The sequence below is a fragment of the Cupriavidus cauae genome (assembly GCF_026210475.1).
GTDB lineage: Bacteria > Pseudomonadota > Gammaproteobacteria > Burkholderiales > Burkholderiaceae > Cupriavidus > Cupriavidus cauae.
The window spans coordinates 779484-804192 of the sequence record NZ_CP080294.1; the positions used below are offsets into that span (position 1 = coordinate 779484).

The 24709-nt window shown below is 69.0% G+C and carries 24 protein-coding genes; 5 read left to right on the forward strand and 19 right to left on the reverse strand.

All coding sequences use genetic code 11. The features are described 5' to 3' along the window. Positions 1-9 precede the first annotated feature (9 nt). The 6 genes from flgG to flgB form a co-directional block, all read right to left on the reverse strand. On the reverse strand, positions 10-795 hold the full coding sequence (flgG, locus tag KZ686_RS18920) for a flagellar basal-body rod protein FlgG (protein ID WP_023264122.1): 786 nt from the start codon (positions 793-795) through the stop codon (positions 10-12). 85 nt (positions 796-880) lie between these two features. Then, positions 881-1624, reverse strand: coding sequence for a flagellar basal-body rod protein FlgF (flgF, locus tag KZ686_RS18925; RefSeq protein WP_006579130.1), 744 nt, complete (start codon positions 1622-1624; stop codon positions 881-883). Positions 1625-1689: 65 nt separating this feature from the next. After that, complete coding sequence (gene flgE, locus KZ686_RS18930; RefSeq protein WP_226109385.1) at positions 1690-2907, reverse strand: flagellar hook protein FlgE; 1218 nt, start codon at positions 2905-2907, stop codon at positions 1690-1692. Between the two features lie 90 nt (positions 2908-2997). Further along, positions 2998-3660, reverse strand: a complete 663-nt coding sequence (gene flgD, locus KZ686_RS18935) for a flagellar hook assembly protein FlgD (protein WP_149319461.1) — start codon at positions 3658-3660, stop codon at positions 2998-3000. Between the two features lie 43 nt (positions 3661-3703). Then, a complete protein-coding gene (gene flgC / locus KZ686_RS18940; RefSeq protein ID WP_006579133.1) occupies positions 3704-4111 on the reverse strand; it encodes a flagellar basal body rod protein FlgC in 408 nt (135 codons plus the stop codon). A 7-nt stretch (positions 4112-4118) separates the two neighbouring features. Beyond that, positions 4119-4526: a flagellar basal body rod protein FlgB gene (gene flgB / locus KZ686_RS18945; RefSeq protein WP_149319460.1), complete on the reverse strand. Its 408-nt coding sequence runs from the start codon at positions 4524-4526 to the stop codon at positions 4119-4121. A 319-nt stretch (positions 4527-4845) separates the two neighbouring features. On the opposite strand from flgB, the gene flgA reads away from it, so the two are divergent. From flgA to KZ686_RS18960, 3 genes are all read left to right on the forward strand, one after another. Beyond that, positions 4846-5661, forward strand: a complete 816-nt coding sequence (gene flgA, locus KZ686_RS18950) for a flagellar basal body P-ring formation chaperone FlgA (RefSeq protein ID WP_265634920.1) — start codon at positions 4846-4848, stop codon at positions 5659-5661. 100 nt (positions 5662-5761) lie between these two features. Continuing rightward, entirely contained in the window at positions 5762-6070 is a 309-nt protein-coding gene (flgM, locus tag KZ686_RS18955; RefSeq protein WP_265634923.1) for a flagellar biosynthesis anti-sigma factor FlgM, read from the forward strand. A 105-nt stretch (positions 6071-6175) separates the two neighbouring features. Next, entirely contained in the window at positions 6176-6634 is a 459-nt protein-coding gene (locus KZ686_RS18960) for a flagella synthesis protein FlgN (protein ID WP_150084622.1), read from the forward strand. Positions 6635-6650: 16 nt separating this feature from the next. Here the strand turns inward: KZ686_RS18960 and KZ686_RS18965 are convergent, their stop codons facing one another. The 6 genes from KZ686_RS18965 to flhF form a co-directional block, all read right to left on the reverse strand. Next, positions 6651-7631, reverse strand: a complete 981-nt coding sequence (locus KZ686_RS18965) for a lysylphosphatidylglycerol synthase domain-containing protein (protein ID WP_223819821.1) — start codon at positions 7629-7631, stop codon at positions 6651-6653. Continuing rightward, a complete protein-coding gene (gene clsB, locus KZ686_RS18970; protein ID WP_149319457.1) occupies positions 7632-8843 on the reverse strand; it encodes a cardiolipin synthase ClsB in 1212 nt (403 codons plus the stop codon). 141 nt (positions 8844-8984) lie between these two features. After that, the gene (locus KZ686_RS18975) at positions 8985-9392 is read right to left on the reverse strand and encodes a flagellar protein FlhE (protein ID WP_265635306.1); all 408 of its coding nucleotides are present in this window, start codon (positions 9390-9392) and stop codon (positions 8985-8987) included. 95 nt (positions 9393-9487) lie between these two features. Then, positions 9488-10204, reverse strand: coding sequence for an RNA polymerase sigma factor FliA (locus tag KZ686_RS18980; RefSeq protein ID WP_053824398.1), 717 nt, complete (start codon positions 10202-10204; stop codon positions 9488-9490). 19 nt (positions 10205-10223) lie between these two features. Next, positions 10224-11069: a P-loop NTPase family protein gene (locus tag KZ686_RS18985; protein WP_226109389.1), complete on the reverse strand. Its 846-nt coding sequence runs from the start codon at positions 11067-11069 to the stop codon at positions 10224-10226. Between the two features lie 6 nt (positions 11070-11075). Beyond that, on the reverse strand, positions 11076-13667 hold the full coding sequence (gene flhF / locus KZ686_RS18990; RefSeq protein ID WP_265634929.1) for a flagellar biosynthesis protein FlhF: 2592 nt from the start codon (positions 13665-13667) through the stop codon (positions 11076-11078). A gap of 577 nt (positions 13668-14244) precedes the next feature. On the opposite strand from flhF, the gene KZ686_RS18995 reads away from it, so the two are divergent. Then, a complete protein-coding gene (locus KZ686_RS18995) occupies positions 14245-16473 on the forward strand; it encodes a hypothetical protein (protein ID WP_265634931.1) in 2229 nt (742 codons plus the stop codon). An 87-nt stretch (positions 16474-16560) separates the two neighbouring features. On the opposite strand, the gene flhA is transcribed toward KZ686_RS18995, so the two are convergent. Both flhA and flhB read right to left on the reverse strand, forming a co-directional pair. Beyond that, complete coding sequence (gene flhA, locus KZ686_RS19000; protein ID WP_149319453.1) at positions 16561-18648, reverse strand: flagellar biosynthesis protein FlhA; 2088 nt, start codon at positions 18646-18648, stop codon at positions 16561-16563. Continuing rightward, positions 18645-19787, reverse strand: coding sequence for a flagellar biosynthesis protein FlhB (gene flhB, locus KZ686_RS19005; RefSeq protein WP_150084627.1), 1143 nt, complete (start codon positions 19785-19787; stop codon positions 18645-18647). The genes flhA and flhB overlap by 4 nt, the downstream gene beginning before the upstream one ends. A gap of 397 nt (positions 19788-20184) precedes the next feature. On the opposite strand from flhB, the gene KZ686_RS19010 reads away from it, so the two are divergent. Next, positions 20185-20898, forward strand: coding sequence for an F-box protein (locus KZ686_RS19010; protein WP_265634935.1), 714 nt, complete (start codon positions 20185-20187; stop codon positions 20896-20898). 16 nt (positions 20899-20914) lie between these two features. On the opposite strand, the gene cheZ is transcribed toward KZ686_RS19010, so the two are convergent. The 5 genes from cheZ to KZ686_RS19035 all read right to left on the reverse strand — a co-directional run bounded on the left by cheZ (position 20915) and on the right by KZ686_RS19035 (position 24687). Further along, on the reverse strand, positions 20915-21553 hold the full coding sequence (gene cheZ / locus KZ686_RS19015) for a protein phosphatase CheZ (protein WP_149319450.1): 639 nt from the start codon (positions 21551-21553) through the stop codon (positions 20915-20917). Positions 21554-21563: 10 nt separating this feature from the next. Further along, positions 21564-21959 carry a chemotaxis response regulator CheY gene (gene cheY / locus KZ686_RS19020; RefSeq protein WP_006577576.1) on the reverse strand — a complete coding sequence of 132 codons (396 nt, stop codon included), beginning with the start codon at positions 21957-21959 and terminating at the stop codon, positions 21564-21566. 82 nt (positions 21960-22041) lie between these two features. Further along, complete coding sequence (locus tag KZ686_RS19025; protein ID WP_226109396.1) at positions 22042-23118, reverse strand: protein-glutamate methylesterase/protein-glutamine glutaminase; 1077 nt, start codon at positions 23116-23118, stop codon at positions 22042-22044. Positions 23119-23140: 22 nt separating this feature from the next. After that, complete coding sequence (gene cheD, locus KZ686_RS19030) at positions 23141-23788, reverse strand: chemoreceptor glutamine deamidase CheD (RefSeq protein ID WP_265634940.1); 648 nt, start codon at positions 23786-23788, stop codon at positions 23141-23143. Beyond that, complete coding sequence (locus tag KZ686_RS19035) at positions 23788-24687, reverse strand: CheR family methyltransferase (protein ID WP_265634942.1); 900 nt, start codon at positions 24685-24687, stop codon at positions 23788-23790. Before KZ686_RS19035 ends, cheD begins: the two co-directional genes overlap by 1 nt. Positions 24688-24709 lie beyond the last annotated feature (22 nt).

Sequence of the window (24709 nt, forward strand, 5' to 3'; positions counted from 1 at the left end):
CGTTCATGTTCAACCCAGTTGAGTCAGGCGTTGCAGCATCTGGTCGGACGTCTGTACGGCCTTGCTGTTGATTTCGTAGGCGCGCTGGGTCTGGATCATGCTGACCAGCTCCTCGACCACGTTGACGTTCGACGCTTCGACGTAGTTCTGCTGCAGAATGCCGGCGCCGTTCAGGCCGGGCACGGTCGGGTTCGGTGCGCCGGACGCGTCGGTCTGCACGTACAGGTTCTCGCCCAGGCTTTCCAGACCGGTCGGGTTCATGAAGGTCGCCAGTTGCAGCTGGCCAACCTGCACGTTGTTCGCATTGCCGGGTTGCGTCACCGACACGGTGCCGTCGCGCGCGATCGTCAGCGAGGTCGAGTTGGCCGGGATGGCGATGGCCGGCTCGATCACGAAGCCGCTGGCGGTCACCAGCTGGCCGTTCTGATCGACCTGGAACGAGCCGTCGCGGGTGTACGCGGTGGTGCCGTCCGGCAGCGTGACCTGGAAGAAGCCCTGGCCGATGATGGCCACGTCCTTGGCATTGCCGGTCTGCTGCGGATTGCCCTGCGTGTGGATGCGCTCGGTGGCGACCGGACGCACGCCGGTACCGAGCTGCAGGCCCGACGGCAGCGTGGTCTGGTCGGACGACAGCGCGCCCGGCTGGCGGATGGTCTGGTACATCAGTTCCTCGAACACCGCGCGGCTGCGCTTGAAGCCCGTGGTCGACACGTTGGCCAGGTTGTTCGAGATCACGTCCATCTGCGTCTGCTGCGCATCGAGGCCGGTCTTCGCAATCCAGAGAGAGCGGTTCATGGTGTTCCTTGGTGGCGGGCACGCGCGGCGGCGTGCCCTGTCGATTCATTGGTGGGCGCCTGGCGTGGGCGCTCAGGGCGGGCGATCAGCGGTTCGACAGCAGCGCGTTGGCGCGCTGCTCGTTGGCGTCGGCGCCCTGGATCATCTTGATCTGCATCTCGAAGCGGCGCGCGTTGGCGATCATGTCGACCATCGCCTCGACCGGATTGACGTTGCTGCCTTCCAGCGCGCCGGCGATCACGCGCACGGTCTGGTCGGTCTCCAGCGGCGCGGCGCCCGGCCGCAGCCGGAACAGGCCGTCGTCGCCGCGCGCGATCGCATCGGGCGGCGGATTGACCAGCCGCAGCCGGCCCACCTGCGCGAGGCCATTGGCCGTCTCGCCGGGGCCGCGCGCGGTGATGGTGCCGTCGTTGCCGATCGTCACCGTCGAGCCGGGCGGCACCGCGATCGGGCCGCCGTCGCCCAGCACCTGCAGGCCGTTCGAGGTCAGCAGCTGGCCGTCGGGGCCCACCTGCAGCGAGCCGGCGCGGGTATAACCCTCGGCGCCGTCGCGCCCCTGCACCGCCAGCCAGCCGTTGCCCTTGATCGCGATATCGAGCGGACGCTCGGTATAGGTCAGGGGCCCGGCCTTCATGTCGGCGCCCGGCGTGCTGGCCAGCGTGAAGGCGCGGGTGGGCGTCTCCTGCCCGACCACCGGCACCGCGCGGAACATGTTGACCTGCGCGCGAAAGCCCGTGGTCGACACGTTGGCCAGGTTGTTGGCCACCGCGGCCTGCTGGTCCAGCGTCTGTTTGGCGCCCGACAGGGCGGTGTAGATCAGGCGGTCCATCTGCGATTCCTATCCAATGCTTGCGGCCACTGCTGCGGCTTTCCGTGGTTGCGCGGTGATGCCGATCAGATGTTGACCAGCGTCTGCAGCACCTGGTCCTGCGCCTGGATGGTCTGCGCGTTGGCCTGGTAGTTGCGCTGGGCAATGATCAGGTTGACCAGCTGGCCGGACAGGTCGACGTTCGAGGCCTCGACCGCGTTCGATTGCAGCTGGCCCATGCTGCCGCCCGGCGAGCCCAGCAGCGGCTGGCCCGAGGCGCCGGTGGCGCTCCAGACGTTGTCGCCCTCGGGCTTCAGCCCTTCGACGTTGCCGAACGAAGCCATCACGACCTGGCCCAGCGCCTGGGTTTCCTCGTTCGAGTAGCTGCCCAGGATGGTGCCGTCGGCTTCGATCGAGAAGCCCAGCAGCGCGCCCGTGGTATAGCCGTTCTGCACGATCGACTTCGGATCGTTGTCGTCGCCGAACTGCGTGGTGCCGGCCAGATCCAGCTGGATGTTCATCGCGGCGGCGCCGCCGGCGGCGGGCACGGTCACCGGAATCGTCGCGCCCGGCGCCGGCGTGACCAGCGCGCCGTTCAGGTCGAAGCGCATCGCGTTCGGACCCGACAGCTGCGCGCCGGTGGCGTCGGTCACGTAGACCTGCCAGTCGGTGCCGGTCGCGTCGGTGGCGCCCTTGCGGAAGTAGGCCGTGACCTGCTGCGCGTTGCCCAGCGAGTCGAACACTTCGATGGTGCTGCTGTAGTTGAACATCGCCGCAGCCGGCGGGTTGCCGGCCGAGGTGGCGAACGGCACGGTCGGCGCGGTGCCGCGCGAGTCCAGGTTGTACTGCGCGGTGATGCGGTCGGTGGCCTTCGGCGGCATCTGGGCGTTCGACACCACCAGCGGTTGCGGCTGCACGCCACCGCCCGGCTGCACGCCGGCGGGGTAGCCGGTCAGCTGCAGGCCTTGCGCATTGGTGATGCGGCCGTCGTCGGTGCGCAGGAACTGGCCGTTGCGCGAGAAGAAGACCGAACCGTCGGTGCCGACCATGCGAAAGAAGCCGTTGCCGCCGGTGATGGCCACGTCAAGCGAGCGGCCGCTCGCCTCGATATTGCCCTGCGTGAACGACTGCACCACCGAGTTCACACGCGTGCCCAGGCCGACCTTCGAGCCGGCGTACACGTCGGCGAACTGCGCGGTCGACTGCTTGAAGCCGACGGTGTTCGCGTTGGCGATGTTGTTGCCGATCACGTCCAGATTCTGTGCCGCGGCATTGATGCCGCTGACTCCTTGACCGAAACCCATGATTTCCCCTTGTTACGCGTCGTACGAAGTTGCCCGCGCCGGCGCCGATGGCACCGCCGCGCTGGCGTTCTGTTGAATACCGATTACCGATTAAAGAATCTTGCGGACGTCGTCGACCAGCGCGGTATGACCGCCGCCGATATCGACCAGCACGCCATTGGCGTCGCCGCTGATGGCCTGCACCTTGCCGTAGACGAGCGCCACCGGCTCCACGCTCTTGCCGTCCGCGGTCGCGCTGACCTTGAACGTGTATTCGCCGTCCGGCACGGTGCCGCCGGCGTTGTTCTTGCCGTCCCAGGTCACGTCGTGCACGCCGGCGGTCTGGCCCTTCAGGTCGATGGTGCGCACCACGTTGCCGTCCTTGTCGAGCACGTCGACGGTGACCGCGTCGGCGGTGGCCGGCAGGTCGATGCCGAACTGGCTCGGCTTGCCGCCGGAAACCGCGACTTCCTTGCCCGGTACCATCACCGTGCGGCCGATCAGCGCGGCCGAGTCCATCGCACGGCCGGCGCTCACCTGGGCCAGCAGCTGGCCCAGCGTCGCGTTCATCGTCTGCATGCTGCTGACCGTGCTGATCTGCGCGAGCTGCGAGGTCAGCTGCGAGTTGTCCATCGGCTTGAGCGGATCCTGGTTGTTCATCTGCGTGACAAGCATCTTCAGGAAGTTGTTCTGCAGGTCGGCGGCGCTGGACGCGCTGTTGGCCAGCTGATTCGACGCGCTGTTGTTGTTGCTGACGGGTGGCGTGGTGGTCATCGTTGGTCCCGTTGGTCCGGTTGGTCCCGTTGATATGGCGGAATCACTGACCGATGGTCAGCGTCTTGAGCATCATGTTCTTGGCGGAGTTCAACACCTCGACGTTGGCCTGGTAGGACCGCGACGCCGAAATCATGTTGACCATCTCCTCCACCGGATTGACGTTGGGCATCACCACATAGCCGTCGGCGTTGGCCAGCGGATGGGTGGGGTTGTGCACCATGCGGGGCGGCGACGGATCTTCCATCACGCCACGCACCTGCACGCCGCCGATGTCGGCCTGGCCCGGCGTCGGCGCGAGGCCGAACACGACCTGCTTGGCGCGATACGGCTGGCCGTTGGGCGCCACCGCGCTGTCCGCGTTGGCCAGGTTCGAGGCCGTGACGTTCATGCGCTGCGACTGCGCGGCCATCGCCGAGCCCGTCACGTCGAAGATATTCATTGCCGGCATGGTTTCCTCACGACTGGATGGCGGACAACATGCCCTTGATCTTCGCGTTCATCACCGTCAGGCCGAACTCGTACTTGACCGCGTTGTCGGCGAAGGCCACCCGCTCGGTGTCCATTTCGACGGTGTTGCCGTCGATGCTCGATTGCATCGGAATGCGGTACGCCAGTTCGAACTCGCTGGCGACCGAGGCCTGGCCCGGCAGATGGCGCGTCGACGTGGTCGACAGCGACACGCCGTTGGCCTGCCGCCCCCGCTCGACCGATTCGGACAGCTGGCTGGCAAAGTCGAAGTCGCGGGCCTTGAAGCCCGGCGTATCGGCATTGGCGATATTGGCGGCGATTACCGATTGCCGCTGATTGCGCAAGTTCAACGCTTCCTGCTGGAAACGGAACGACGCATCGAGTCTGTCGATCATGTCCGTATCTCGCTATCTCTCGCTATCGAGGAACGTGTGACGAAACCACGCGCCCCTGCGTCGGCAAAGGCGTGAGGGCGGCCGGGAATGGACCCGGCCTTCTTTACGGGTGCCATCTTAGGTGGCGGGTGGCCAGTGCAATCGGACGAATAGGACGGGGAAATCTGCGCATTTCGGGCCGAGGGCGCGCGGGCCGCTGCCTACAATGGGGTCTCGTTGCCGGGCTCATCGCGTCTACACGCGCCCCCACACGCGCTACGCGCGTGCCTGCGCCCGGCTTCCCCGTTTTCCTTTTCGCTCCGCCTGCCGGGATCACGCCATGTCCAGCTCGCCCCGCTGCTCGCTCCGTCGCTCGCACCATCGCTCGAACCGATCGGCACCGGCCCGCCTCGCCTTGCTGGCGCTCTGCGCGGCGCTGCATTGCACCGCCGCGCTGGCGGCGACCGCCACGACGACGCCCGTGCCGTCCGCACCGTCCGCACCGTCCGCGCCGCGGCAGGCTGCGCAGCCGTCGCCGTTCACCGACGATCCGGTGCGCGTCGCGGTCGAGCAGTTCCTGCTGCGCGAGACCGCCGGGCTGCCGGGCAAGGCCAGCATCCAGGTGGTGCCGCCGTCGGGCGGGCGCGCGCGCGAATGCGTGTCGCCGCAGCCGTTCCTGCCGGGCGGCGCGGCGGCCTGGGGCCGCGTCTCGGTCGGCGTGCGCTGCGGCGGCGAGCGGCCGTGGACACGCTACGTCCAGGCGCGCGTCTCGGTGGTGGCCGATTACTATGTCGCCGCGCATGCGCTGGCGCCCGGCCAGCCGATCGGTCCGGCCGACCTGGAACAGCGCCAGGGCGATCTGGCCGGCCTGCCGCGCGCGGTCGTCACCGACCCGGCCCAGCTCGAAGGCGCGGTCACGGCCAACCGGATCGCCGCCGGCTCGCCGCTGCGGATGGACATGGTCAGGAAGGCGATCGCGGTCAAGCAGGGCCAGATGGTCTCGGTGACCATCGAAGGCGAGGCCTTCCAGATCCGCAGCGAGGGCAAGATCCTGGCCGACGCCGCCGCGGGCAATACCGTGCAGGTGCGGCTCAAGAGCGGCCAGGTGGTCAACGGGCTCGTCCGGGACGCGGACACGGTGGTGCTGCAGCAATAGCCCCCGAAGCCCCCGACTTCGTTACAGCGTGTCACAATTCGCGTCCTAAAGTTTGGCGACCCCGCGCCGTTAAGCTGAGCAAACCCAGCAAGGACATCCCGTGAAGATCCACCAATCGACTCTGCCGCGCACCGGCGAAGGTGCCGCTGAAAGCACTGGACGCACCGCGTCGAGCCCCGTTGCGGGCGCCGCACCGGCCGCGGGCGGCCTGACCATGAGCCCGCTGGGCACCCAGGTTCGCGATATCGGCACGCGCCTCGCCCATGAGGCCGACGGCGATATCGACCAGGCCAAGGTGGACGAGATCCGCCAGGCCATCGCCGAGGGCCGCCTGAAGATGGACCCCAGCAGGATCGCCGACGGTCTGCTGGCCACGCTGCGCGAACTGACGCAGGACAACGGCCGCTGAGCAGGCATCGATATCGCGTTGATCCTGCGTCGATCCTGCGTTCGATCCCGATATCCGCGCCGCCCGGCCCCCGATTCCCCACCGACTTCCTTCGACTTCGCGCCCATGAGCCAAGCCCTGATCGCCAGCATGCAGCATGAAACGCAAGCCATCGCGGCCTTTGTCGATGCCCTGCAGCAGGAACGGAACGCGATTCGCACCGGCGACTTCCAGTCGCTGGGCGAGCTGGTGCAGCACAAGCAGGAACTGGCACAGCAGATCGCCCAGCTGGGCACCGCGCGCCAGGCACAGATGGCCGCGCTCGGCATTCGCGTGGGCGGCGGCCGGCAGCTGGTGGGACTGCATATCGACGAAGGCGTCGCCACCGCGTGGCGCACGCTGGTGCTGACCGCGCGCGGCGCGGCCGAGGCCAATGCGCTGAGCGGGGCCGTGGTGTCCGCGCATCTGGAATACACGCAGGACGCGCTGCAGACGCTGCGCCAGCGCGGCGACACGGCGACGGTCTACGGCCGCAACGGCCGCGCGCAAGCCGGCCCGCGCGGCGTCAGCCTGGCCAGCGGCTAAAGCGTCCGCCCTTCCCTCACGCGGTCGGCTCCACCGTGCTGGCGCGCCGTCCGCGCGCCTCCAGCAGGAAATATCCCACCGTCGCCGGCAGCATCGGCAACAGGTAGTACATCGCCCGATAGGCCAGCAGCGCCGCCAGCAGTGCGTGGTGCGGGACGCGGTCGCCCAGCAGCACCACGAACACGGTCTCGAGCACGCCCAGGCCCGCCGGGATATGGGCCACCGCTCCGGCGATGCTGCCGATCAGCACCACGCCCAGCACCACCAGCAGCGGCACCGACGACGGCAGCAGGGTCTGGATGATGGCCGAGATGGTCAGCCAGTTGGTGATCGACAGCGCGCACTGCATCACCGCGAAGCGCAGCGGCGGCAGATGGAAAGCATGCCCGCGTACCGTCCAGCGGCGCCGCCTGGCCTTGGCGCAGGCGACCAGATACGCGGCGACCACGCCCAGCAGCGCAAATCCGGCGATCTGCAGCAACGTGGCATTGAGCCCCCATTCGACCGGCAGCACCACCGTGCGCGCGGCCAGCACCGCGCCGAGCAGCGCCAGATAGCCGATCCAGTTGCTGACCACGCCGATGGTATAGACCGAGGCGATCTGTGCGCCCGACAGTCCCGCCCCCGAATAGAGCCGGTAGCGAATGCCGAGGCCGCCGACCAGCGCGCCCAGGTTCAGGTTGAAGGCATAGCTGACGAAGGCAATCACCAGCACGCGCGGCGACGACAGCCGATGCCGCGCATACCAGCGGCCCAGCAGGTCGAACGCCGAATGCCAGAAATAGCTGAGCATCACCAGCAGCACCGCCGGCGTCAGCGTGCGGTAGTCGTATTCCTGCAGCGTGACCCAGACCTCGGCCCATTCGACCTCGGCCAGCTTCCTGACCACCAGCACCACCACCAGCGCCACGAAGGCGATGCCGAGTATGCGGCGCACCTGCGCCCAGCGGCTGCGCCGCCGTGCTCCCGTGGGATGACTCGCCTGTCTTGCCGTCATCTATTCGGCGCCCCGCTTCAGGATGGGAAATCGCCAGGGCCGGCGCGGGGGCTCGGCGGTGGCCACCACCAGCTTCGGCGTGTGCGCCGGCAGCCAGCCGGCCCACGCGGGGAAGCGGCGCAGGAAGTGGAACATCAGCGTGGTGGCCGCCAGTTGCAGCGGCGCGCGCGGCGTCTCGCGATCGGGCGGGATCTCGCGGCAGGCATTGGCCATCAGCGTGTCGAGGTTGGCGCGCAGCTCGCGCGCGAAGCCGGCGTCGCGGATCACCAGATTGGCCTCGAGATTCAGCGACAGGCTCAGCGGATCCAGGTTGCTGGAGCCGACGGTGGACCAGTCGCGGTCGATCACGGCGACCTTGCCGTGCAGCGGCCGCTCGCAATACTCGAAGATGCGCACGCCGGCGTCCTGCAGATGGGCGTACAGCATGTCGGCCATGCGCTTGACCCACAGCATGTCGGGATTGCCCTGCAGGATCAGTCGCACGTCGACGCCACGCTGCGCCGCCTCGCAGATCGCATGCAGCAGGCGATAGCCGGGCAGGAAGTAGGCGTTGGCGATCACCACCTGATGCCGCGCGGCGCGGATCGCCTGCAGGTACTCCCATTCGATGTCGGTCGGATGCGCGTCGTTGTCGCGCGTGACGAGCCAGGCGGCCATGTTGCCGGCCGGCGGCGCGGGCGGTACGGAGGGTACGTCGACATCGCCCGGCGGCAGCGTCTGCACGAGGAAGCGATGTACCTCGGCGGCGGCCGGCCCCTCGACCTCGACCGCATAGTCCTGCTTGGCCTGCGGGCCGTGATCGGTCAGGTGCTGCGCGGAGAAGTTGATGCCGCCGATGAAGGCGATGCGCCCGTCGATCGCGACCAGCTTGCGATGCAGCCGGCGGAACAGATTGGTCCGCACGCCCAGCAGCCGCCGGCGCGGCGCGAAGATATGGAAGCGCACGCCGGCCGCGACCATGCCGGAGACGAACTCCGGCGGCAGATCGGGCGAGCCGTAGCCGTCGACGGTGATCGCCACATGCACACCGCGGCTGGCCGCGGCGATCAAGGCCTCGCGCAGCGCCACGCCGACGCGGTCGTCGAACAGGATGAAGGTTTCCAGCAGGACGCTGGTCTGCGCGGCGGCGATCGCGGCAAACACACGCGGGAAATATTCGTCGCCGTTTTCCAGCAGGCGGATGCGATTACCGCTGGTTCGGTTGGGGCTCATTTCGATGTCTCGCTGCCATATTCTCGGTAGGCAACAAGCACATTCAATGCCACCCGTTCGGGGCCGGCAAGAACATCGCAAATCACATCGTCATGACGGCGACTTCCAGGTCACCTTGCCGCATCGCGCGGCGCCCGCCATTCAGCGATAGCTGACCGTGACCTGGCTGGCCTGGCCTTGCAACACGGGGGTCAGCGGGCCCTGTCCCGGTATGCGGAACGCGAACACAAAGCCCTTGTCGGCGTCGTCGCCGCGGAAGGCATCGGTCTTGCCTTCGGCCCTGGGCAGCAGCACGCAGCGATTGGCATTACAGAGATAGGCTTGCAGATTTGGCGGTGGCACACGCGCAAAACGGTAACGCCAGCGCACCGCGGTGATCACGCCTTCGGACTGCGTCAGATAGCCGCTGGGCAGGATAGGCGCCGACAAGGCGCGCACGCCGCGGCCATGCAGCGCGGGCGCCACCACCGAGGCGGTCCAGGCATGGCGCGACTCGCCGCCGAAGTTGGTGTGGATCAGCGGCGAGGCGGCGACGGGGGCCGCCATCATCGCCGCGGCCACGGTTGCAACCGCCACCATCGGCCGGGAGATCGGGCGCCGCAGCGCGCGGCACCACCGGACCGGGCGAGCTGGCATGCGATCCATCACAGCAGCCCGCGCAACTGGCTGCGCAGACGGTTGATCGCCTGGCTGCGGATCTGGCACACGCGCGACTCCGTGACCTCGAGCACCGCGCCGATCTCGCGCAGGTTCAGTTCCTGGTCGTAGCACAGCGACAGCACCAGCTTCTCGCGTTCGGGCAAGCGCTCGATCGCGCGGATCAACGCGCCGCGCATGCCGCTCTCCATCAGCAGCGTCAGCGGATTGCCGTCCTCGCTGACGGTCAGGTGGCGATCGAGGAAATCCTCCTCGCCGGAGCGCTCGAAATCCTCGTAGTGCAGCAGCTGGCAGCCATAGACCTCGTTGAGCATGCTCTGGTATTCGTCCAGCGGCATCTCCAGTTCTTCGGCGACCTCGGAGTCCAGCGGCGTGCGGCCGAGCTTCTGCTCCAGCGCGCGCACGGTCCGCTCGATCCGGCGCGTCGACTGGCGCAGGCTGCGGGACTGCCAGTCGTTGGCGCGCACCTCGTCGAGCATCGCGCCGCGGATACGCTGGCTGGCGTAGGTTTCGAAGCGCGCGCCGTGGGTGTCTTCGTAGCGGCGGGCGGCGTCGAGCAGGCCGATCATGCCGGCCTGGATCAGGTCGTCCAGTTGCACGCTGGCCGGCAGCTTCGCCGCCAGTTGCAGGGCAATGCGCCGTACCAGCGGCGCATGGGTCTGGACGGTGTCGGTCTGTTCGAGCTTTCCCTGGATCGTGTACATGGTGGAATTCTCGCGAGTGCTAGCAGGCCATCGCCGATGCGGGCGGCGCGGCGCCGGCGGCAGCAGTCGCTGCGCCCGGCGCGCCCGCGGCGGGCATCGGTTCGGGATCGGGTGAAAGAGGCCAGCCAGCGATGCTGGCGGCAAGTCGGCGCAGCATGGCGGTGGCCGGCGCGCCAGGGAAGGCATCGACGACGCCGCGCGAGAGCGCCGTGCCGCGCGCGACCAGCGGGTCGGCGGGCAGCACGCCGGCGCAGCGCGCCTGCACGCCCAGGTACTGGCCCGCGGTGCGCGCCAGATTGCCGGCGATCGCCATCGCCGACGCTTCGCTGGCGGCGCCATTGACGACCAGCTCGAACTGCCGGCAGGCATAGCGGTGATGCAGCCGCTTGATGCAGGCATACGCCGCGGTCAGCGATTCGCGTTCGGGCCGCATCACCACCACCAGGTTGTGCGCGGCGCCGGAGAAGCGCGACAGCGCGCCATCGGCGCCGAGACGCGCATCGCTGACGACGGTGCGAAAGCCCTGCAGCGCCTGCAGCGGGCCCCACGCCGACGCATCGCCGGGCAGCAGCGCGGGCATGCCGGCTTCGCGGCGCCCCACCGCGGCCTCGGCCGCGATGGCGCCGGCGAGCACCTGGGCCAGCGTGCCCGACGGCGAAGCGCCGGCAAGGCGCGTGGCGCGCGCGTGCGCCAGGTCTTCATCGACCAGCAGCACGCGCTCGCCCTGCAACGCCAGCGCATGGGCCAGCCCCAGCGCGACCGTGGTCGCACCGGCGCCGGGCTCGCAACCCAGCACGGCGATACGGCGGGTGGCGCGCGGCGCCAGCATGCGGCGCAGGCTTTCGGCCTGATCGACGGCGAGCATGTTGGGTCAGTCTCCGAGCGCGGCCAGGTCGAACCTGGCCGACGCGTTGGCTTGCGCGCCCGCGGCCGTCTGCGTCATCCGTTGCGCCAGATGCTGGGCGGATTCCGGCAAGGCCGGCGTCGCCAGCATCGGTTCCGTGGTGGCATGCCTGGCGGCCGAAGTGGCGGCCGAAGTGGCAGCCGAAGTGACGGCAGTGGCGGCGGCGGTAGTCACGGCGTCCATGGGGGCGTTGTTGACGGCGATGGCGTCAAGCCCCGTCTTCTTCTCGTTCGCCACCGCATTGGACGCTGGCGCGGCGTTGCGGCCCGGGAAGTTCTCCAGCACGTCCAGCAAGGCCAGCAGACGGCCCAGACCTTCGAGCAGCGCGGCGGCGCCCGGCGCCGCGTCCCTGGCGGCGGCGCGGCCGGCCAGACCGGCCAGGCAATCGATCGCCGCCGCGGCCGGCGCATGGGCCAGCCGCAAGGCGGTCATGCCGGCCTGCAGCGCGACCAGCGCGTCGACGTCGAACACTTGCGGCGAGGTGCCGGCCGGGCGGCCGAGGTGGTCCAGCGCATGGCGCAGCGTGCGGCATTGCAGCGCCGCGGCATCGCCCCAGCGCGCCCACTGGGCGAGCTGCGCGCCGGCCCCGGCCAGCGCCGGATCGGCCAGCAGATAGTCGACGGCCAGCGTCTGCCCGCTGTCGCGCTCGATGGTACGCACTGCCAGCAGCACGGCATCGATGCCGCCTTCGCTGGTGGCGCCGCGCGCCGCGCGCGCCTGCCCTTCGACCACGCGCACGCGGGTCTGCGCCATCCATTGCACCGCGTCGCGGTCGCGCCAGCGCAGTTCGGCCTGCGCGTGGAAGGTCAGCGTGTCGGCCAGCGCGTCCAGCTTCCATGCCGTGCCATCGCACAGCACGCGCGCGCTCTTGCGCGCGGACGCCAGCCAGCGCTCGCCGCTCGACTGCCAGCGTTGCAGCGTGGCGCCGGCCGGTATCGTGTCGAGCAGATGGACGACGGTACGGCGCGCGGCCAGCGCGGCGCGCCAGTCGGCCATCTCGGCATCCCAGCCGCCGGCCTGCTGCGCGCGCGCCAGCGGCGTCACGGTGGCCATCAGCGGCATGCCGTCGCGATCGCCGAGCCACAGCGTGTGCTGCCACGGCTGCGGCGCGCGCCGGCCCGGCACCGCACAGGGCAGCGTCACCGAGGCGGACAGCACGAAGTGTTCGCAATGCCGGCTTGCGTCCTGGCAGATCGCATCGCGGACCTGGCGTACCAGCGGACGCAGCTCGGCCTGCGCGGCGCGGCTCGCCCACAGCTCGCGCAGCAGCGCAAAGCCATAGGAGCCGTCGCGCAGCGCGTTGACGCAGGCGCCCACGGCATGGCCGCTGTCGGCGATCGAGCGCAGCACGTCGTGCGCTTCGTTGCTCGCGCCCCGGCCCGCATCGGCGGCGTCGTCCGCACCTTGGGCAGCCAGCGCACGCCGTGCGGCCTGCGCGTCGGCGAACACCGAACCGCGCCGCGGCATCAGGAAGGCGCGCTCAACCAGCGCGTCGCCGCGCGCCAGTTCCAAATGTTCGGGCACGCGCTGGCCGGTCGAGGCGTAGAACACCGGCAGCCGATGCCGGATCACGACATCGAGCACCGAACCGAGATGGGTGGCCTCGTCGAGCTTGCTGATGATGCAGCCGTCGATGCCGGCGCCCGGCGCGGCGTCGTGGCGGTAGGCGTGCACCACCTCGTTGAGCGTATCGCCGTGGCTGGCGCCGTTGAGCAGCAGCACGCGCTGCACCGGCGCGGGCGCGCCCGCCAGCATCGCGATCTGCTCGGACAGATTGCGGTCGCGCTGGCTCATGCCGACGGTATCGATGATGACCAGATGCTTCTGCGACAGCGCGCCCAGCGCGAGGCGCAGGTCGGACGCGTCCTTGACCGCATGCACCGGCACGCCAAGGATGTCGCCATAGATGCGCAGCTGCTCGTGCGCGCCGATACGGAAGGTGTCGGTGGTCAGCAGCGCCAGCTTGTCGGCGCCGTGCTTGAGCACGAAGCGCGCGGCCAGCTTGGCGGTGGTGGTGGTCTTGCCGACCCCGGTGGGCCCGACCAGCGCCAGCACGCCGCCCTGGCCGAACAGCGCGTCCTCGTCGGCCAGTACCGGCACCTTGCTGGCGATCTCCTGGCGGATCCAGCCCATCGCGGCCGGACGGTCGTAGCCGGCCGGCAGCCGCGCCAGCAGCGTGCGCGCCAGTTGCGCGGAAAAGCCCGCGCCGACCAGCCATTCGAACAGCGACTCGCGCAGCGGATCGGCGGCGGCGGCCGGCACGGCGGAAACCGCGATGCCCGACAGTTGCCGCTCGATCAGCGCGCGCATCGATTGCAATTCGCCGCGGATGCCGTCGATGTCTTCCGCGGCCGCGACCTGGATCGGCTCGCGCACCGGCGGCTGGAACCGGGGCGCGCTGTCGGAGATCGCACCGAGATCGGTATCGCGCATCGCCACGATTTCCACGCCGCCGTCGACGGTGCGGTTGGACAGCACCACGGCGTCCGGCCCCATGGCTTCGCGCACCTGGCGCAAGGCTTCGCGGCCGGTGGCCGCCACAAATTTGGCTACGCTCATGTCTTGCGACCCTTGATTCAGTGGGTTCCCGCGGCAACGCCGGTATGGCAACGATTCCGATCTTCCGGTGGTCCGGCTCCGGTACGGTGGGCCGGAACAACGTCTTGCGCGGCGGCCATGTGCCCGCCGGCAAGCAAGCGGTTCGGATCGAGGTGAAAGGTCGGCCGTCCCGCTTTCCCTGCGCCGGTGTTTCGGTGCACCGGCGAATCGGCGGCCGTGGGGCGACTCTCGTGTGGTCGCCGCGCGCCGCTCGGCGAAGCGGCAGCCTGCCCCTTCGACGTCTCGATTATCCGAGCGGGGGCATGGCGCTATTAGGGCGATTAGGCGGGGGATTGCGGCGCTATTTGGACGATGACGGTGCCGCCGGCCGGGCGAATCGCGGCAGCACGGTCTGATTACCGGTTAACGGCAGCCATGCGGTTTTATTTCGCCCACGATGGCTGGCAGGCGGCAAGGAAGGCTCTCCGTTGCGTCGACAGCGCGGATCTTTTTGGAAGTGGGGACCGTTCGTGCCTGACAGACTCGCTGCTTTTTCACGATTCCCGCCGATCGACCGCTCGATCGCGACCAGCCCGCCATGCCGCTCGATACCTCGCCCCCCTTGTCCGTCCGCCCCAGCGATTCGACACCGCGCGACTGCCTCCCGACTGCCACCGCGCCATCCGGGGTCATGCGGGCCCACAGGCGTGGCGCCGACGATCTGCGGCTGGTGTTGCTGCCCACCGAGATCCTTGTACGCATCGCCGGCTACCTGCGGCCGAATGCGGCGCTGGCCCTTGGCCGCGCCTGCTGGCCGATATTCGAGGCGTTGCGCCGCGACGTCATCGAGCCGCTGCGCCTTGGCGAGCGGATCCGATGGATCAACAGCCTGACCGGCGTCCAGGGCGCGATTCGCGGCGTGCTGGCGGCGCCGGCGGAAAGCCGCCCCGCCTTGTTCCATGCCGTTGCCCAGCGCGCGCAAGCCTTGCACCCCCTGCTGACGGAACCGTCGGGCGAGCTGCTGGCGCGCCAACTGCAGGCGTGCGCCAGGCCTTGGTGGGACGAGCTCTATGCGGCCGAGGACCCGGCGCGGGAGCGTCTCGCCCAGGCGCGCAGCTGCACGGAGGCCCATGGCGAATTACTCGAGAGGGTGCTCGCCTCGCCGCCGGAGACACGGGTACGCCTGCTGTTGCGGTGGTTCGGCACGGCAGGCACGCCGTTGCCGACGGTCGATCAATGGAGCCGTATCGTGTCCGCCTTGCCGCCGAACGCGCGCGGCCGGATGCTGGCCCTGATGGCCAATGGCATACCGAAGCAGGAAGCCGAATACGCGCACGCGCAGGCCATTGTGCTGGCAGCGGTGCGCAACTCGGCTGCTGCCGGCATGCCCTTGCCGGAGGACCACGCCAACGTGCTGGCGAACCTGGCCAAACGGCTGGTCTGGGACGCGCCCCGCGATCAGGCCGCCCGGCTCGCGCAGGCCTGGGACGAGATCGAATCGCTGACGCGCCGCCTTCCGCTGCCCGCGCAGCGAAACGTCCTTGCCGAGCTCACCGAATTCGTGCATCGCGACGATGCCGATCCGGCGGACAGGCCGGCGCAGCTTGCCCCGCGTTGGCAGGCGTTCATCGGCTACGTGGGCTCGCACCTGCCGCCGGCCGACGTCGCCATGATCCTCGGCCGGCTCGCCGAGCATAACCGCCTGGAAGACTACGGCCTGGACGACGACGACGAGGCGGAAGCGAACCAACTGGAAAGACCGATCCGCGAGGCGATCGCGCAGGCTGCCCAGGCGCTCCCCGGGGAATGGCGCGTGACGTTGCTGGCGCGGGTGCTGCGCTACACCCCGCCCGACGACCCGGGAATGGCCGCGCGATGGGATCAGGTGTTCGTCGCCGCCGCGGCCGTGCCGCCGGAGCACGCCGTGGCCGTGTACAGCGACCTGGCCAACGTGGTCGCCTGCCTGCCCATCGACATCCAGGAGAACCGCTGGCATGCGCTGGCGCATTGCGCCGAGACGGCCGTGAACCCGGGGGCCATGCTGCCGGTCCTGTTGGAACTGGCCAGCCACGGCCTGGCGCCGCTGCCGCCCCAGCGCCATGCCGCGCTGGTCCGGATCGGTGTACGGCTGCCTGTGGAGGAGCGCGGCCGCCTGTCCGCCGCGATGGCCACCACGCGCGACATCACGCCGCACAGGTGGCGCATGCAGATCGCCGAGCTGGAGGATCTGCCGCGTGCCGCCCGGCGAATGCTTGCAAGCAAGCTGGCCACCGTGCTGTTCGACTACCCGGCGCAGGGGGTCTTTGTGCAGGCATCGGATGACGTTGCCGCGGATCCGGGCGAGCTGCTCTGCGCGAGGATGCCTCGCACGCTCGCCGAGGCGCTCAACGCGCTGTCGGAAATGCTGACCCTGCTGCCGCTGGCCCATCGCGGCGCCGTGCTGCTGTCGCTGTCACCGATGCAGGGCCGTTGGGGCGCCGAACAGTGGAGCGTCCCGCGTGCGCGCTGGTTGCTGGAAGAGGCCTTGAAGCTTGCCCCGCTTCAGCACCATGGCATCGGCATCGTGGCCAACGTGTTGCGCGCGGTGGCATTGCGATGCCGCAACGAAGCAGACGCCCGCGCGCTGCTGCCGCTGCTGGAGAGCGCGGTGCGGGCACTGCCGGCCGATGCACGCGCCTCGTCTTCGTTCATGCTCAGTTCGCTGATCGAGCGCCTGCTGAAGGACCAGCCATCGCGCGATCGGTCGCTCGCCGAGATGTGGGCGTTGCCCGCCGAGGACGTCGCCGTTGCGACGGGCTCGCGCAAACGGAAGGGGGCGCCGCAGTGAGCGCCGCTGTGAACGCCGCTGTGAACGCTACGGTGAGCGCGCCCTCGCCTTGATCGGTACCGCCGCGAAACGCGAAACCGGGCGGACTCAGCCCGCGCCGCCGATCATCGCGGTGATGCGGATATTGCGGTTGTCCGGCACCTCGGAATGCGACAGCACCCGCAATTGCGGCATGGTCCGCCGCAGGAAGCGGGACAGCAGCGGCCGCAGCGCATGCGGAACCAGCAGCACCGGATCGAGACCCATCTGCTCCTGACGTGCCACCGCCCCCTGCGCCTGCTGCAGCAGCGCATCGGCCAGGCCCGGCTCGATGCTGCCGCCCGAGTTCAAAGCCTGCGACAGCACGCGCTCCAGGCCCGCATCCAGGCCGATCACCTGCAGGTCGGCGCCGTTCGGGAACCACTGCTGCGTGATCGCGCGGCCCAGCGCCATGCGCACCAGCGCGGTCAGCTCGTTCGGGTCGCTGATCTTCGGCGCATGCTCGGCGATCACATCGAGGATGGTGCGCATGTCGCGGATCGGCACGCTTTCGTCCAGCAGGTTCTGCAGCACCTTCTGCAGCGCCGTCAGCGTGATCGTCTTGGGCACCAGGTCCTCGGTCAGCTTCGGCGATTCCTTGGCGATGCGGTCCAGCAGCTGCTGCACTTCCTGGCGGCCCAGCAGTTCGGCCGCGTGCTGATGGATCAGATGGTTCAGGTGCGTGGCCACCACGGTGCTGGCGTCGACCACGGTGTAGCCGAGCGCCTGCGCCTGTTCCTTGATGCCGCTGTCGATCCAGACCGCCGGCAGGCCGAAGGCCGGATCGCGCGTCGGCGTGCCGGGCAGCGTGCCGCTGACCTGGCCCGGGTCGATCGCCATCCACTGGCCGGGCACGGCCTCGCCGTAGCCGATCTCCACGCCCTTGAGCGTGATGCGGTAGGCGTTGGGCTTCAGTTCCAGGTTGTCGCGGATATGGACCACCGGCACCAGGAAGCCGATCTCCTGCGCCACCTTCTTGCGGATGCTCTTGATGCGGCCCAGCAGTTCGCCGTTCTGCGCGCGATCGACCAGCGGAATCAGCCGGTAGCCGACTTCCATGCCCAGCGGATCGACCAGCGTGACGTCGTCCCAGGTGGCCTCGGTGTTCTCGTTGGCCAGTGCCGGCGCACGTTCTTCGCGCTTGGCGGTCTGCCTGGCCGCCTGCTGGCGCTTGCCGACATAGGTGCCGAACCAGATCAGCGCACCCGCCAGCAGCAGGAAGGCGATGTGCGGCATGCCGGGGATGATGCCGAGCAAACCGATGATGCCGCCGGTGATGTACAGCACGCGCGGATCGGAAAACAGCTGGCCGGTCAGTTGCTCGCCGACGTCCTGGTTGTTCGACACGCGCGAGACGATGACACCGGCGGCGGTCGAGATCACCAGCGCCGGAATCTGCGCGACCAGGCCGTCGCCAATGGTCAGCAGCGTGTAGTTGCGCACCGCCGTCGAGAAGTCCAGGTCGTGCTGCACCATGCCGACGACCATGCCGGCAAAGACATTGATGAACATGATCAGCAGGCCGGCGATCGCATCGCCGCGCACGAACTTGCTGGCACCGTCCATCGCGCCGTAGAAGTCCGATTCCTGCGCGACCTCGGCGCGGCGCTTGCGCGCGCCTTCCTCGTTGATCAGGCCCGCGTTCAGGTCCGCGTCGATCGCCATCTGCTTGCCGGGCATCGCGTCCAGCATGAAGCGTGCGCCGACCTCGGCGATACGGCCCGCGCCCTTGGTGATCACCATGAAGTTGATCACCACCAGGATCGCGAAGACCACGATGCCGACCGCGAAATTGCCGCCGACCAGGAAGTGGCCGAAGGCCTCGATGACCTTGCCGGCCGCGTCGGGGCCGGTATGGCCCTCGAGCAGCACCACGCGCGTGGAGGCGACGTTCAGCGACAGCCGCAGCAGCGTCGAGAACAGCAGCACGGCCGGAAACGCGGCGAAGTCCAGCGGACGCTGCGTGTACATGCCGACCAGCAGCACCATGATCGACAGCGCGATATTGAAGGTGAACAGCAGATCGAGCAGGAACGGCGGCAGCGGCAGCACCATCATGCCGAGGATCATCACGATCAGCAGCGGCCCGGCCAGTGCCTTCAGCTGGCCGGCGGACTGCCCGCCCGTCAGTCGGAACAGCGAGTTCAATGCATTCATGCGCGGCTTTCCGGTACGGCAAGTTCATCGGGCACCGGCAGGCCGGTCGGGGCCTCGGGCAGCGGCCCGTTGGCGTGGTGCCAGTGTTTCAGTTGGTAGACCCAGGCCAGCACTTCCGCCACGGCGGTGTACAGCCCGGACGGGATCTCGTGGCCCAGTTCGACATGGCGGTGCAGCGCGCGCGCCAGCGGCGGCGCCGACAGGATCGGCACGCGATGCTCGGCGGCCAGCTCGCGAATGCGCGCGGCCACCTCCTCGGTGCCCTTGGCGACCACGCGGGGCGCGCCCATGCGGCCTTCCTCGTAGCGCAGCGCCACGGCGAAATGGGTCGGGTTGGTGACCACCACGTCGGCCTTCGGCACTTCGGCCATCATCCGGCGCCGCGCCATCTGGCGTTGCAGCTGGCGGATGCGGCCCTTGACGTGCGGGTTGCCCTCGCTTTCCTTGTGCTCCTGCTTGACCTCTTCCTTGGTCATGCGCAGCTTCTTGAAGTAGTCCCAGAATTGCCAGGGCACGTCGATGCCCGCCACCAGCAGCAGCGAACCGGCGGCCAGCGCGCAGCACAGCAGCACCAGTTCGAGCAGGCGCAGCAGCGCCTCCTGCACCGGCGCGTTCATCAGCGCCACGGCATCCGGCAGATGGCGCCACAGCACCCAGAAACCCACGCCGCCCACCAGCAGCGACTTGGCGACGGCCTTGGTCAGCTCGACCAGCGACTGCGCCGAGAACAGCCGGCCCAGCCCCTTGAACGGAGACAGCCGGGAGAAATCGGGCAGCAGCGACTTGGTCGAGAACAGCCAGCCGCCCAGCACCATCGGCGCCAGCAGCGCCGCGGCGGCAAACAGCAGCAGCAGGGGCAGCACGCCCAGCAGCGATTCCCAGACCAGCTGCGCGAAGCCGGCCAGCATGCGGGCCGGATCGTGGGCCACGGCGGGCTCGAAGGACAGCGCGGCGCGCATCACGGTATCGAGCTTGCGGCCCAGCATGCCGCCGAGCCCCCACAGGCCGGCCACGCCGGCCATCAGCATCACGAAGGTGCCGAGCTCGCGCGAACGCACCACCTGCCCCTCCTCGCGCGCCTTTTCCAGGCGCCGGGGTGAGGCGGGTTCGGTTTTTTCGAGATCGCTTTCTTCGGACATGGCCGCTCCGTGGCGAAGCGGCATGCCGCCCTTCGACGGGGTCGATTATCGGAGTCGGCGGCGGCGGGTATTAGGCCGAATAGGCGGGGGATTGCGGCGCTATTTGGGCGATGGGATGGGGGGTTGCGCAGCGGAGGCCGGGGGAACGGTCCTGTCAGCGAGTTAACGGCAGCGTGCGGGTTTTCTTTTGTGGGCAAGGGCGCAAGCGAGAGCGGTAATGCGGCCGCGATTCGGAAAGATCCTCGCGAAGTTCGCCGCTTTGGTCGAGGGTTCGATGCCAATGCCGCTCACCTGCCGCTCACCTGCCGCTCCCATGCCGGAGGCCACGGGCACGCGTCGACGTCCGCGCACGGTAGCAACCCACCCCATCTTCCTCCTCATTTCTTCGAGCTTCCCGATGCCTTTCGGTACCTTGTTCCCCTTGCCCGCGCCGCGTTCCACGCCCGACATTCCGGCTCCCCTCCCGTCCGACGCCACTGTCCAGCCGGAAGGCGAAGCCGGCCGGCGGCGGCTGGACGCGATGCCCGTGGAGATCCTGGTCCATGTGGCCCGCTACCTGCGCCGGACCGACGCCTTTGCGCTGAGCCAGAGCTGCCGCGGCATGAACGCTGCGCTGCACCGCGACATCCTCGAACCCCTGCGCCTGGCCGAACGGATTCGCTGGATTTGCGGCGTATCGGCCTTCGAAGCGGCCATCCGGGGCGTGCTGGCCGCGCCCGCCGGCCTGCGGGACGCGCTGTTCCGCAGGCTGGAGCAGCGGGTGCAGCACCTCTATCCCGGGCTGGACAAGCGCGCGCGCACATTGTTGCAGCCGCACCTGACACCGCCGTCGACAATGCCGTTCGACGCCGTGGCGGCGGCACTGGATCGCGCTCGCACGGCCCAGGCCCAGCAACAGAAGACCCCGGTACCGGCCCTCGATGCCTGGCCGCACCTCATCGAGACATGCCCATCGCAGGATCACGCCAGTCTGCTGGCGACGCTGGCCGACAATATTCCCGGCGATGCCCCGCGCTGGCACCGCTTCATCGATCATGTCGGCGCGCATTTTGCCCCGGACCGGCCCGACGGCACAGCGGTCTCCGGCAAGCGAAAGGACCTGCCGGAATAGCCCAGCGACAGGCCGCTCAGAACCCCAGGCTTGCCAGCAGATCGTCGACCTGCGACTGGTCCGATACCACGTCGTGCTTGCCTTCCGGATTGACCTGCGGTCCGTTCATCAGCGTGGCCGGGCCGGCCTCGACGCGGCGCTCGGCCGGGACATTGTCGATCAGCATCTGCAGCAGTTCCTGCTCCAGCGTCTGGATCATGTCCATCATCTTCTTGATGACCTGGCCAGTCAGATCCTGGAAGTCCTGCGCCATCATGATGTCGAGCAGATGGCTGCCGGTCGCGCGGGCCTGCGTCGGCACCTCGGTCAGGAAGGCGCGCGTGTCGAGCACCAGCTCGCGCGCGTCGGCCAGTTCGACCGGCCGTGCAAACCAGTCCTCCCAACGCTTGTCGAGCGCCTCGGCGTGCTTCTCCAGGTCGGCCTGGATCGGCTGCGCCAGCTCGACCGCGTTCAGCGTGCGCTCGGCCGCCTTCTCGGTCATGTTGGCGATGTAGCTCAGGCGATCGCGCGCGTCGGGGATCGCCTGCGCCGCGCGCTCGATCTCCTTGTCCAGGCCCAGTTCGCGCATGCTGTCGCGCAGCATGCGCGTCAGGCTGCCGATGCGCTGGATGATCTGCTCGGCGGACTCGATATTGATATTCGACGTGGTGGACATAGCGGCTGCCTCAGGCCCCTTCCTTGGCGATCTTCTCGAAGATCTTGGTGATCTTCTCGTCCAGCGTCGCCGCGGTGAACGGCTTGACCACATAGCCATTGGCGCCGGCCTGCGCCGCCGCGATGATGTTTTCCTTCTTGGCCTCGGCCGTCACCATCAGCACCGGCGTCTTCGCAATCGCGGGATCGGCGCGAATGCCCTGCAGCATGGTCAGGCCGTCCATGTTGGGCATGTTCCAGTCCGAGACCACGAACTGGAAGCTGCCGTCCTTGACCTTCTCCAGGCCGGCGGCGCCGTCTTCGGCTTCCTCGACGTTGGCGAAACCCAGCTCCTTGAGCAGGTTGCGGATGATGCGGCGCATGGTCGGGAAGTCGTCGACCACCAGGATCTTCATGTTCTTGTCCACTCTACGGCTCCATTACGGTTGTGGATGATTGCGTCTATCCGGACGCGCCGCGCAGGCCAGCCGCGCCGCGTCCGCGTGGTTGTCAAACGCGCTGCGCGCGTGTGCCGAAGGTCGCCAGCCGTGCCATCACGCGCTGGCTCATCGCGGACAGCGGCACCACCTCGTGCGCGCCGCCGGCGGCGATCGCCTCCTTCGGCATGCCGAACACGATGCAGCTCTGCTCGTCCTGCGCCAGGTTGTAGGCGCCGGCCTCGCGCATCCGCAGCATGCCGCGCGCGCCGTCGCGGCCCATGCCGGTCAGGATCACGCCGATGGCGTTCTTGCCCGCATGCACGGCGGCCGAATCGAACAGCACGTCGACCGACGGCCGATGCCGGTTGACCGGCGGGTCCTGCGACAGGTGCGCAACATAGTTGGCGCCGCTGCGCGCCAGCAGCAGATGCTGGTCGCCCGGCGCGATATAGGCGTAGCCCGGCAGCACGCGTTCGCCATGCTCGGCCTCCTTGACCTTGATGCGGCACAGGCCGTCGAGCCGCTGCGCGAACGAGCGCGTGAAGCCCGCCGGCATATGCTGGACGATCAGCACCGCCGGCGCATCGGGCGGCAGCGGCATCAGGAATTCCTTGATGGCCTCGGTGCCGCCGGTGGACGCGCCGACGATGATCAGCTTCTCGGTCGACAGCAGCGGCGTGCGCAGCATCGGCGCGGGTTCCGCGGGCTGGGCGCCGGGCGCCGCCGCCGGCCGCGGGCGCGCGCGCGAGGCGGCGCGCAGCTTGTCGGCGATGGTGTCGGTGTATTCGAGCAGGCCGTCGCGGATGCCGAGCTTGGGCTTGGTGATGAAGTCCACCGCGCCCAGTTCCAGCGCGCGCATCGTGATCTCGGACCCCCGCTCGGTCAGCGAGGACACCATCAGCACCGGCATCGGCCGCAGCCGCATCAGCCGCTCGAGGAAATCGAGGCCGTCCATGCGCGGCATTTCGACGTCCAGCGTCAGCACATCGGGGTTCAGGCGCTTGATCATCTCGCGCGCGACCAGCGGGTCCGGCGCGGTGCCGACCACCTCCATGTCGGGCTGGCTGTTGATGATCTCCGTCATCAGGCTGCGGATCAGCGCGGAGTCGTCCACGCAGAGCACCTTGATCTTGGCGGCGGCGGTCATGTCGAAAACGGGTCCTTCGAATTCAGGAAACGGTGGAAGCGGTGCCGCGCCGCCCGAACAGCTCGACGCCGCCGCGTACCGGCGTCGCGGAAATGGCGCGCGCCAGCGCGCGCTCGCTGCGTTCGACGACCGCCTGGTCGTCCTGGCGCGTCAGCCGGCGCACCAGCGCCAGGCCCGTCTGCGGGAAATAGCTGACCCGGCGCGCGTGCGGTCCGCGCAGGTCCTGCGCCGCGACCCGGATCTCCTCGGTCTTCAGATAGCGCAGCACGAACTCGGCGTTGCGGTCGCCGATGTTCAGCGTGGTCATGTTGGCCAGCACCGCGCCGCCGCCGAACACCTTGGCCTCGAGCCGCTCGCGGCGCGCGCCCATCTTCAGCAGCTCGTTGATCAGCACCTCGAGCGCATAGCAGCCGTAGCGCATGGACGCCGACAGCACGCGGTCGGGCCCGGCGTTCTCGTCGTCCGGCAGCATGAAGTGGTTCATGCCGCCGACGCCGGCCTTCTCGTCGCGGATGCAGGCGGCCACGCAGGAGCCGAGCACCGTGGTCAGCACCACGTCGTCGCGCGTGACGTAGTACTCGTTGGGCAGCAGCTTGATGGCCTGCTTGCCGAACTCGCGGTCGAAGTAGGTGCGGGTGGCGATCGCCTCCGGCAGGTGCGGCGTCTGCATCAGGCGGCTCCGGCCCTGGCCGCGCCCGGCGCCAGTTCGTAGACGGTCTGCCCGCGCAGCTGGAAGGCGCGCGTCACGTAGGAGAAGTTCTCCGAATGGCCGGCGAACAGCAGGCCATGCGGCTTGAGCAGCGGGACGAAGCGCTCCAGGATGCGGCCCTGGGTCGGCTTGTCGAAATAGATCATCACGTTGCGGCAGAAGATCGCATCGAAGCGCTCGCGGATGCCCCAGTCTGGCGCCAGCAGGTTCAGCGGTTCGAAGGCGATCGTCGAAGCCAGCTCGGGCTTGACCTTGACCTGGCCGGCACGCTGCCCGGTGCCTTTCAGGAAGAAGCGCTTGAGCCGTTCTTGCGACAGGCGCGCGACCTGGTCGGCCGAATAGACGCCGGTACGCGCCTTGGCCAGGACCTGGGTGTCGATGTCGGTGGCCAGCACCGTCGCGGCGCGCTCGCCGAGCGCCTCGGCCAGCGTGATCGCGATCGAATACGGTTCCTCGCCGGTCGATGCCGCCGCGCACCAGACCGAGTACGGCCGGCCGATCCGCTTGGCATGCTCGGCCAGCAGCGGGAAATGGTGCGCCTCGCGGAAGAACGAGGTCAGGTTGGTGGTCAGCGCGTTGGTGAAGAATTCCCACTCGCCGGAATACTCGTCGCCTTCCAGCAGCGCCAGGTAGCTGGCGAAGTCGTTCAGATGCAGCGCGCGCAGCCGGCGTGCCAGCCGGCTGTAGACCATCTCGCGCTTCTGCGCGCCCAGCGAAATGCCGGCGCGGCGGTGGATCAGCACGCGCACCTTGTCGAAGTCGCGGTCGGTCAGCAGGAAGTCGCGCGCGTCGTCCCGCAGCGTGGCGAGCGGCATGGCGGGGGCCGCGGCGCGGGGAGCGGGGGTTCGATGCGGCGTCATGTCTGCGGTGGATCGACGAGGG

Bases quoted from the DNA above. Each gene is read 5' to 3' on its own strand.
- flgG (WP_023264122.1), bottom strand. From the start codon at position 795: ATGAACCGCTCTCTCTGGATTGCGAAGACCGGCCTCGATGCGCAGCAG.
- flgF (WP_006579130.1), bottom strand. From the start codon at position 1,624: ATGGACCGCCTGATCTACACCGCCCTGTCGGGCGCCAAACAGACGCTG.
- flgE (WP_226109385.1), bottom strand. From the start codon at position 2,907: ATGGGTTTCGGTCAAGGAGTCAGCGGCATCAATGCCGCGGCACAGAAT.
- flgD (WP_149319461.1), bottom strand. From the start codon at position 3,660: ATGACCACCACGCCACCCGTCAGCAACAACAACAGCGCGTCGAATCAG.
- flgC (WP_006579133.1), bottom strand. From the start codon at position 4,111: ATGCCGGCAATGAATATCTTCGACGTGACGGGCTCGGCGATGGCCGCG.
- flgB (WP_149319460.1), bottom strand. From the start codon at position 4,526: ATGATCGACAGACTCGATGCGTCGTTCCGTTTCCAGCAGGAAGCGTTG.
- flgA (WP_265634920.1), top strand. From the start codon at position 4,846: ATGTCCAGCTCGCCCCGCTGCTCGCTCCGTCGCTCGCACCATCGCTCG.
- KZ686_RS18960 (WP_150084622.1), top strand. From the start codon at position 6,176: ATGAGCCAAGCCCTGATCGCCAGCATGCAGCATGAAACGCAAGCCATC.
- KZ686_RS18965 (WP_223819821.1), bottom strand. From the start codon at position 7,631: ATGACGGCAAGACAGGCGAGTCATCCCACGGGAGCACGGCGGCGCAGC.
- clsB (WP_149319457.1), bottom strand. From the start codon at position 8,843: ATGAGCCCCAACCGAACCAGCGGTAATCGCATCCGCCTGCTGGAAAAC.
- KZ686_RS18975 (WP_265635306.1), bottom strand. From the start codon at position 9,392: ATGATGGCGGCCCCCGTCGCCGCCTCGCCGCTGATCCACACCAACTTC.
- KZ686_RS18980 (WP_053824398.1), bottom strand. From the start codon at position 10,204: ATGTACACGATCCAGGGAAAGCTCGAACAGACCGACACCGTCCAGACC.
- KZ686_RS18985 (WP_226109389.1), bottom strand. From the start codon at position 11,069: ATGCTCGCCGTCGATCAGGCCGAAAGCCTGCGCCGCATGCTGGCGCCG.
- flhF (WP_265634929.1), bottom strand. From the start codon at position 13,667: ATGAGCGTAGCCAAATTTGTGGCGGCCACCGGCCGCGAAGCCTTGCGC.
- KZ686_RS18995 (WP_265634931.1), top strand. From the start codon at position 14,245: ATGCCGCTCGATACCTCGCCCCCCTTGTCCGTCCGCCCCAGCGATTCG.
- flhA (WP_149319453.1), bottom strand. From the start codon at position 18,648: ATGAATGCATTGAACTCGCTGTTCCGACTGACGGGCGGGCAGTCCGCC.
- flhB (WP_150084627.1), bottom strand. From the start codon at position 19,787: ATGTCCGAAGAAAGCGATCTCGAAAAAACCGAACCCGCCTCACCCCGG.
- KZ686_RS19010 (WP_265634935.1), top strand. From the start codon at position 20,185: ATGCCTTTCGGTACCTTGTTCCCCTTGCCCGCGCCGCGTTCCACGCCC.
- cheZ (WP_149319450.1), bottom strand. From the start codon at position 21,553: ATGTCCACCACGTCGAATATCAATATCGAGTCCGCCGAGCAGATCATC.
- KZ686_RS19025 (WP_226109396.1), bottom strand. From the start codon at position 23,118: ATGACCGCCGCCGCCAAGATCAAGGTGCTCTGCGTGGACGACTCCGCG.
- cheD (WP_265634940.1), bottom strand. From the start codon at position 23,788: ATGCAGACGCCGCACCTGCCGGAGGCGATCGCCACCCGCACCTACTTC.
- KZ686_RS19035 (WP_265634942.1), bottom strand. From the start codon at position 24,687: ATGACGCCGCATCGAACCCCCGCTCCCCGCGCCGCGGCCCCCGCCATG.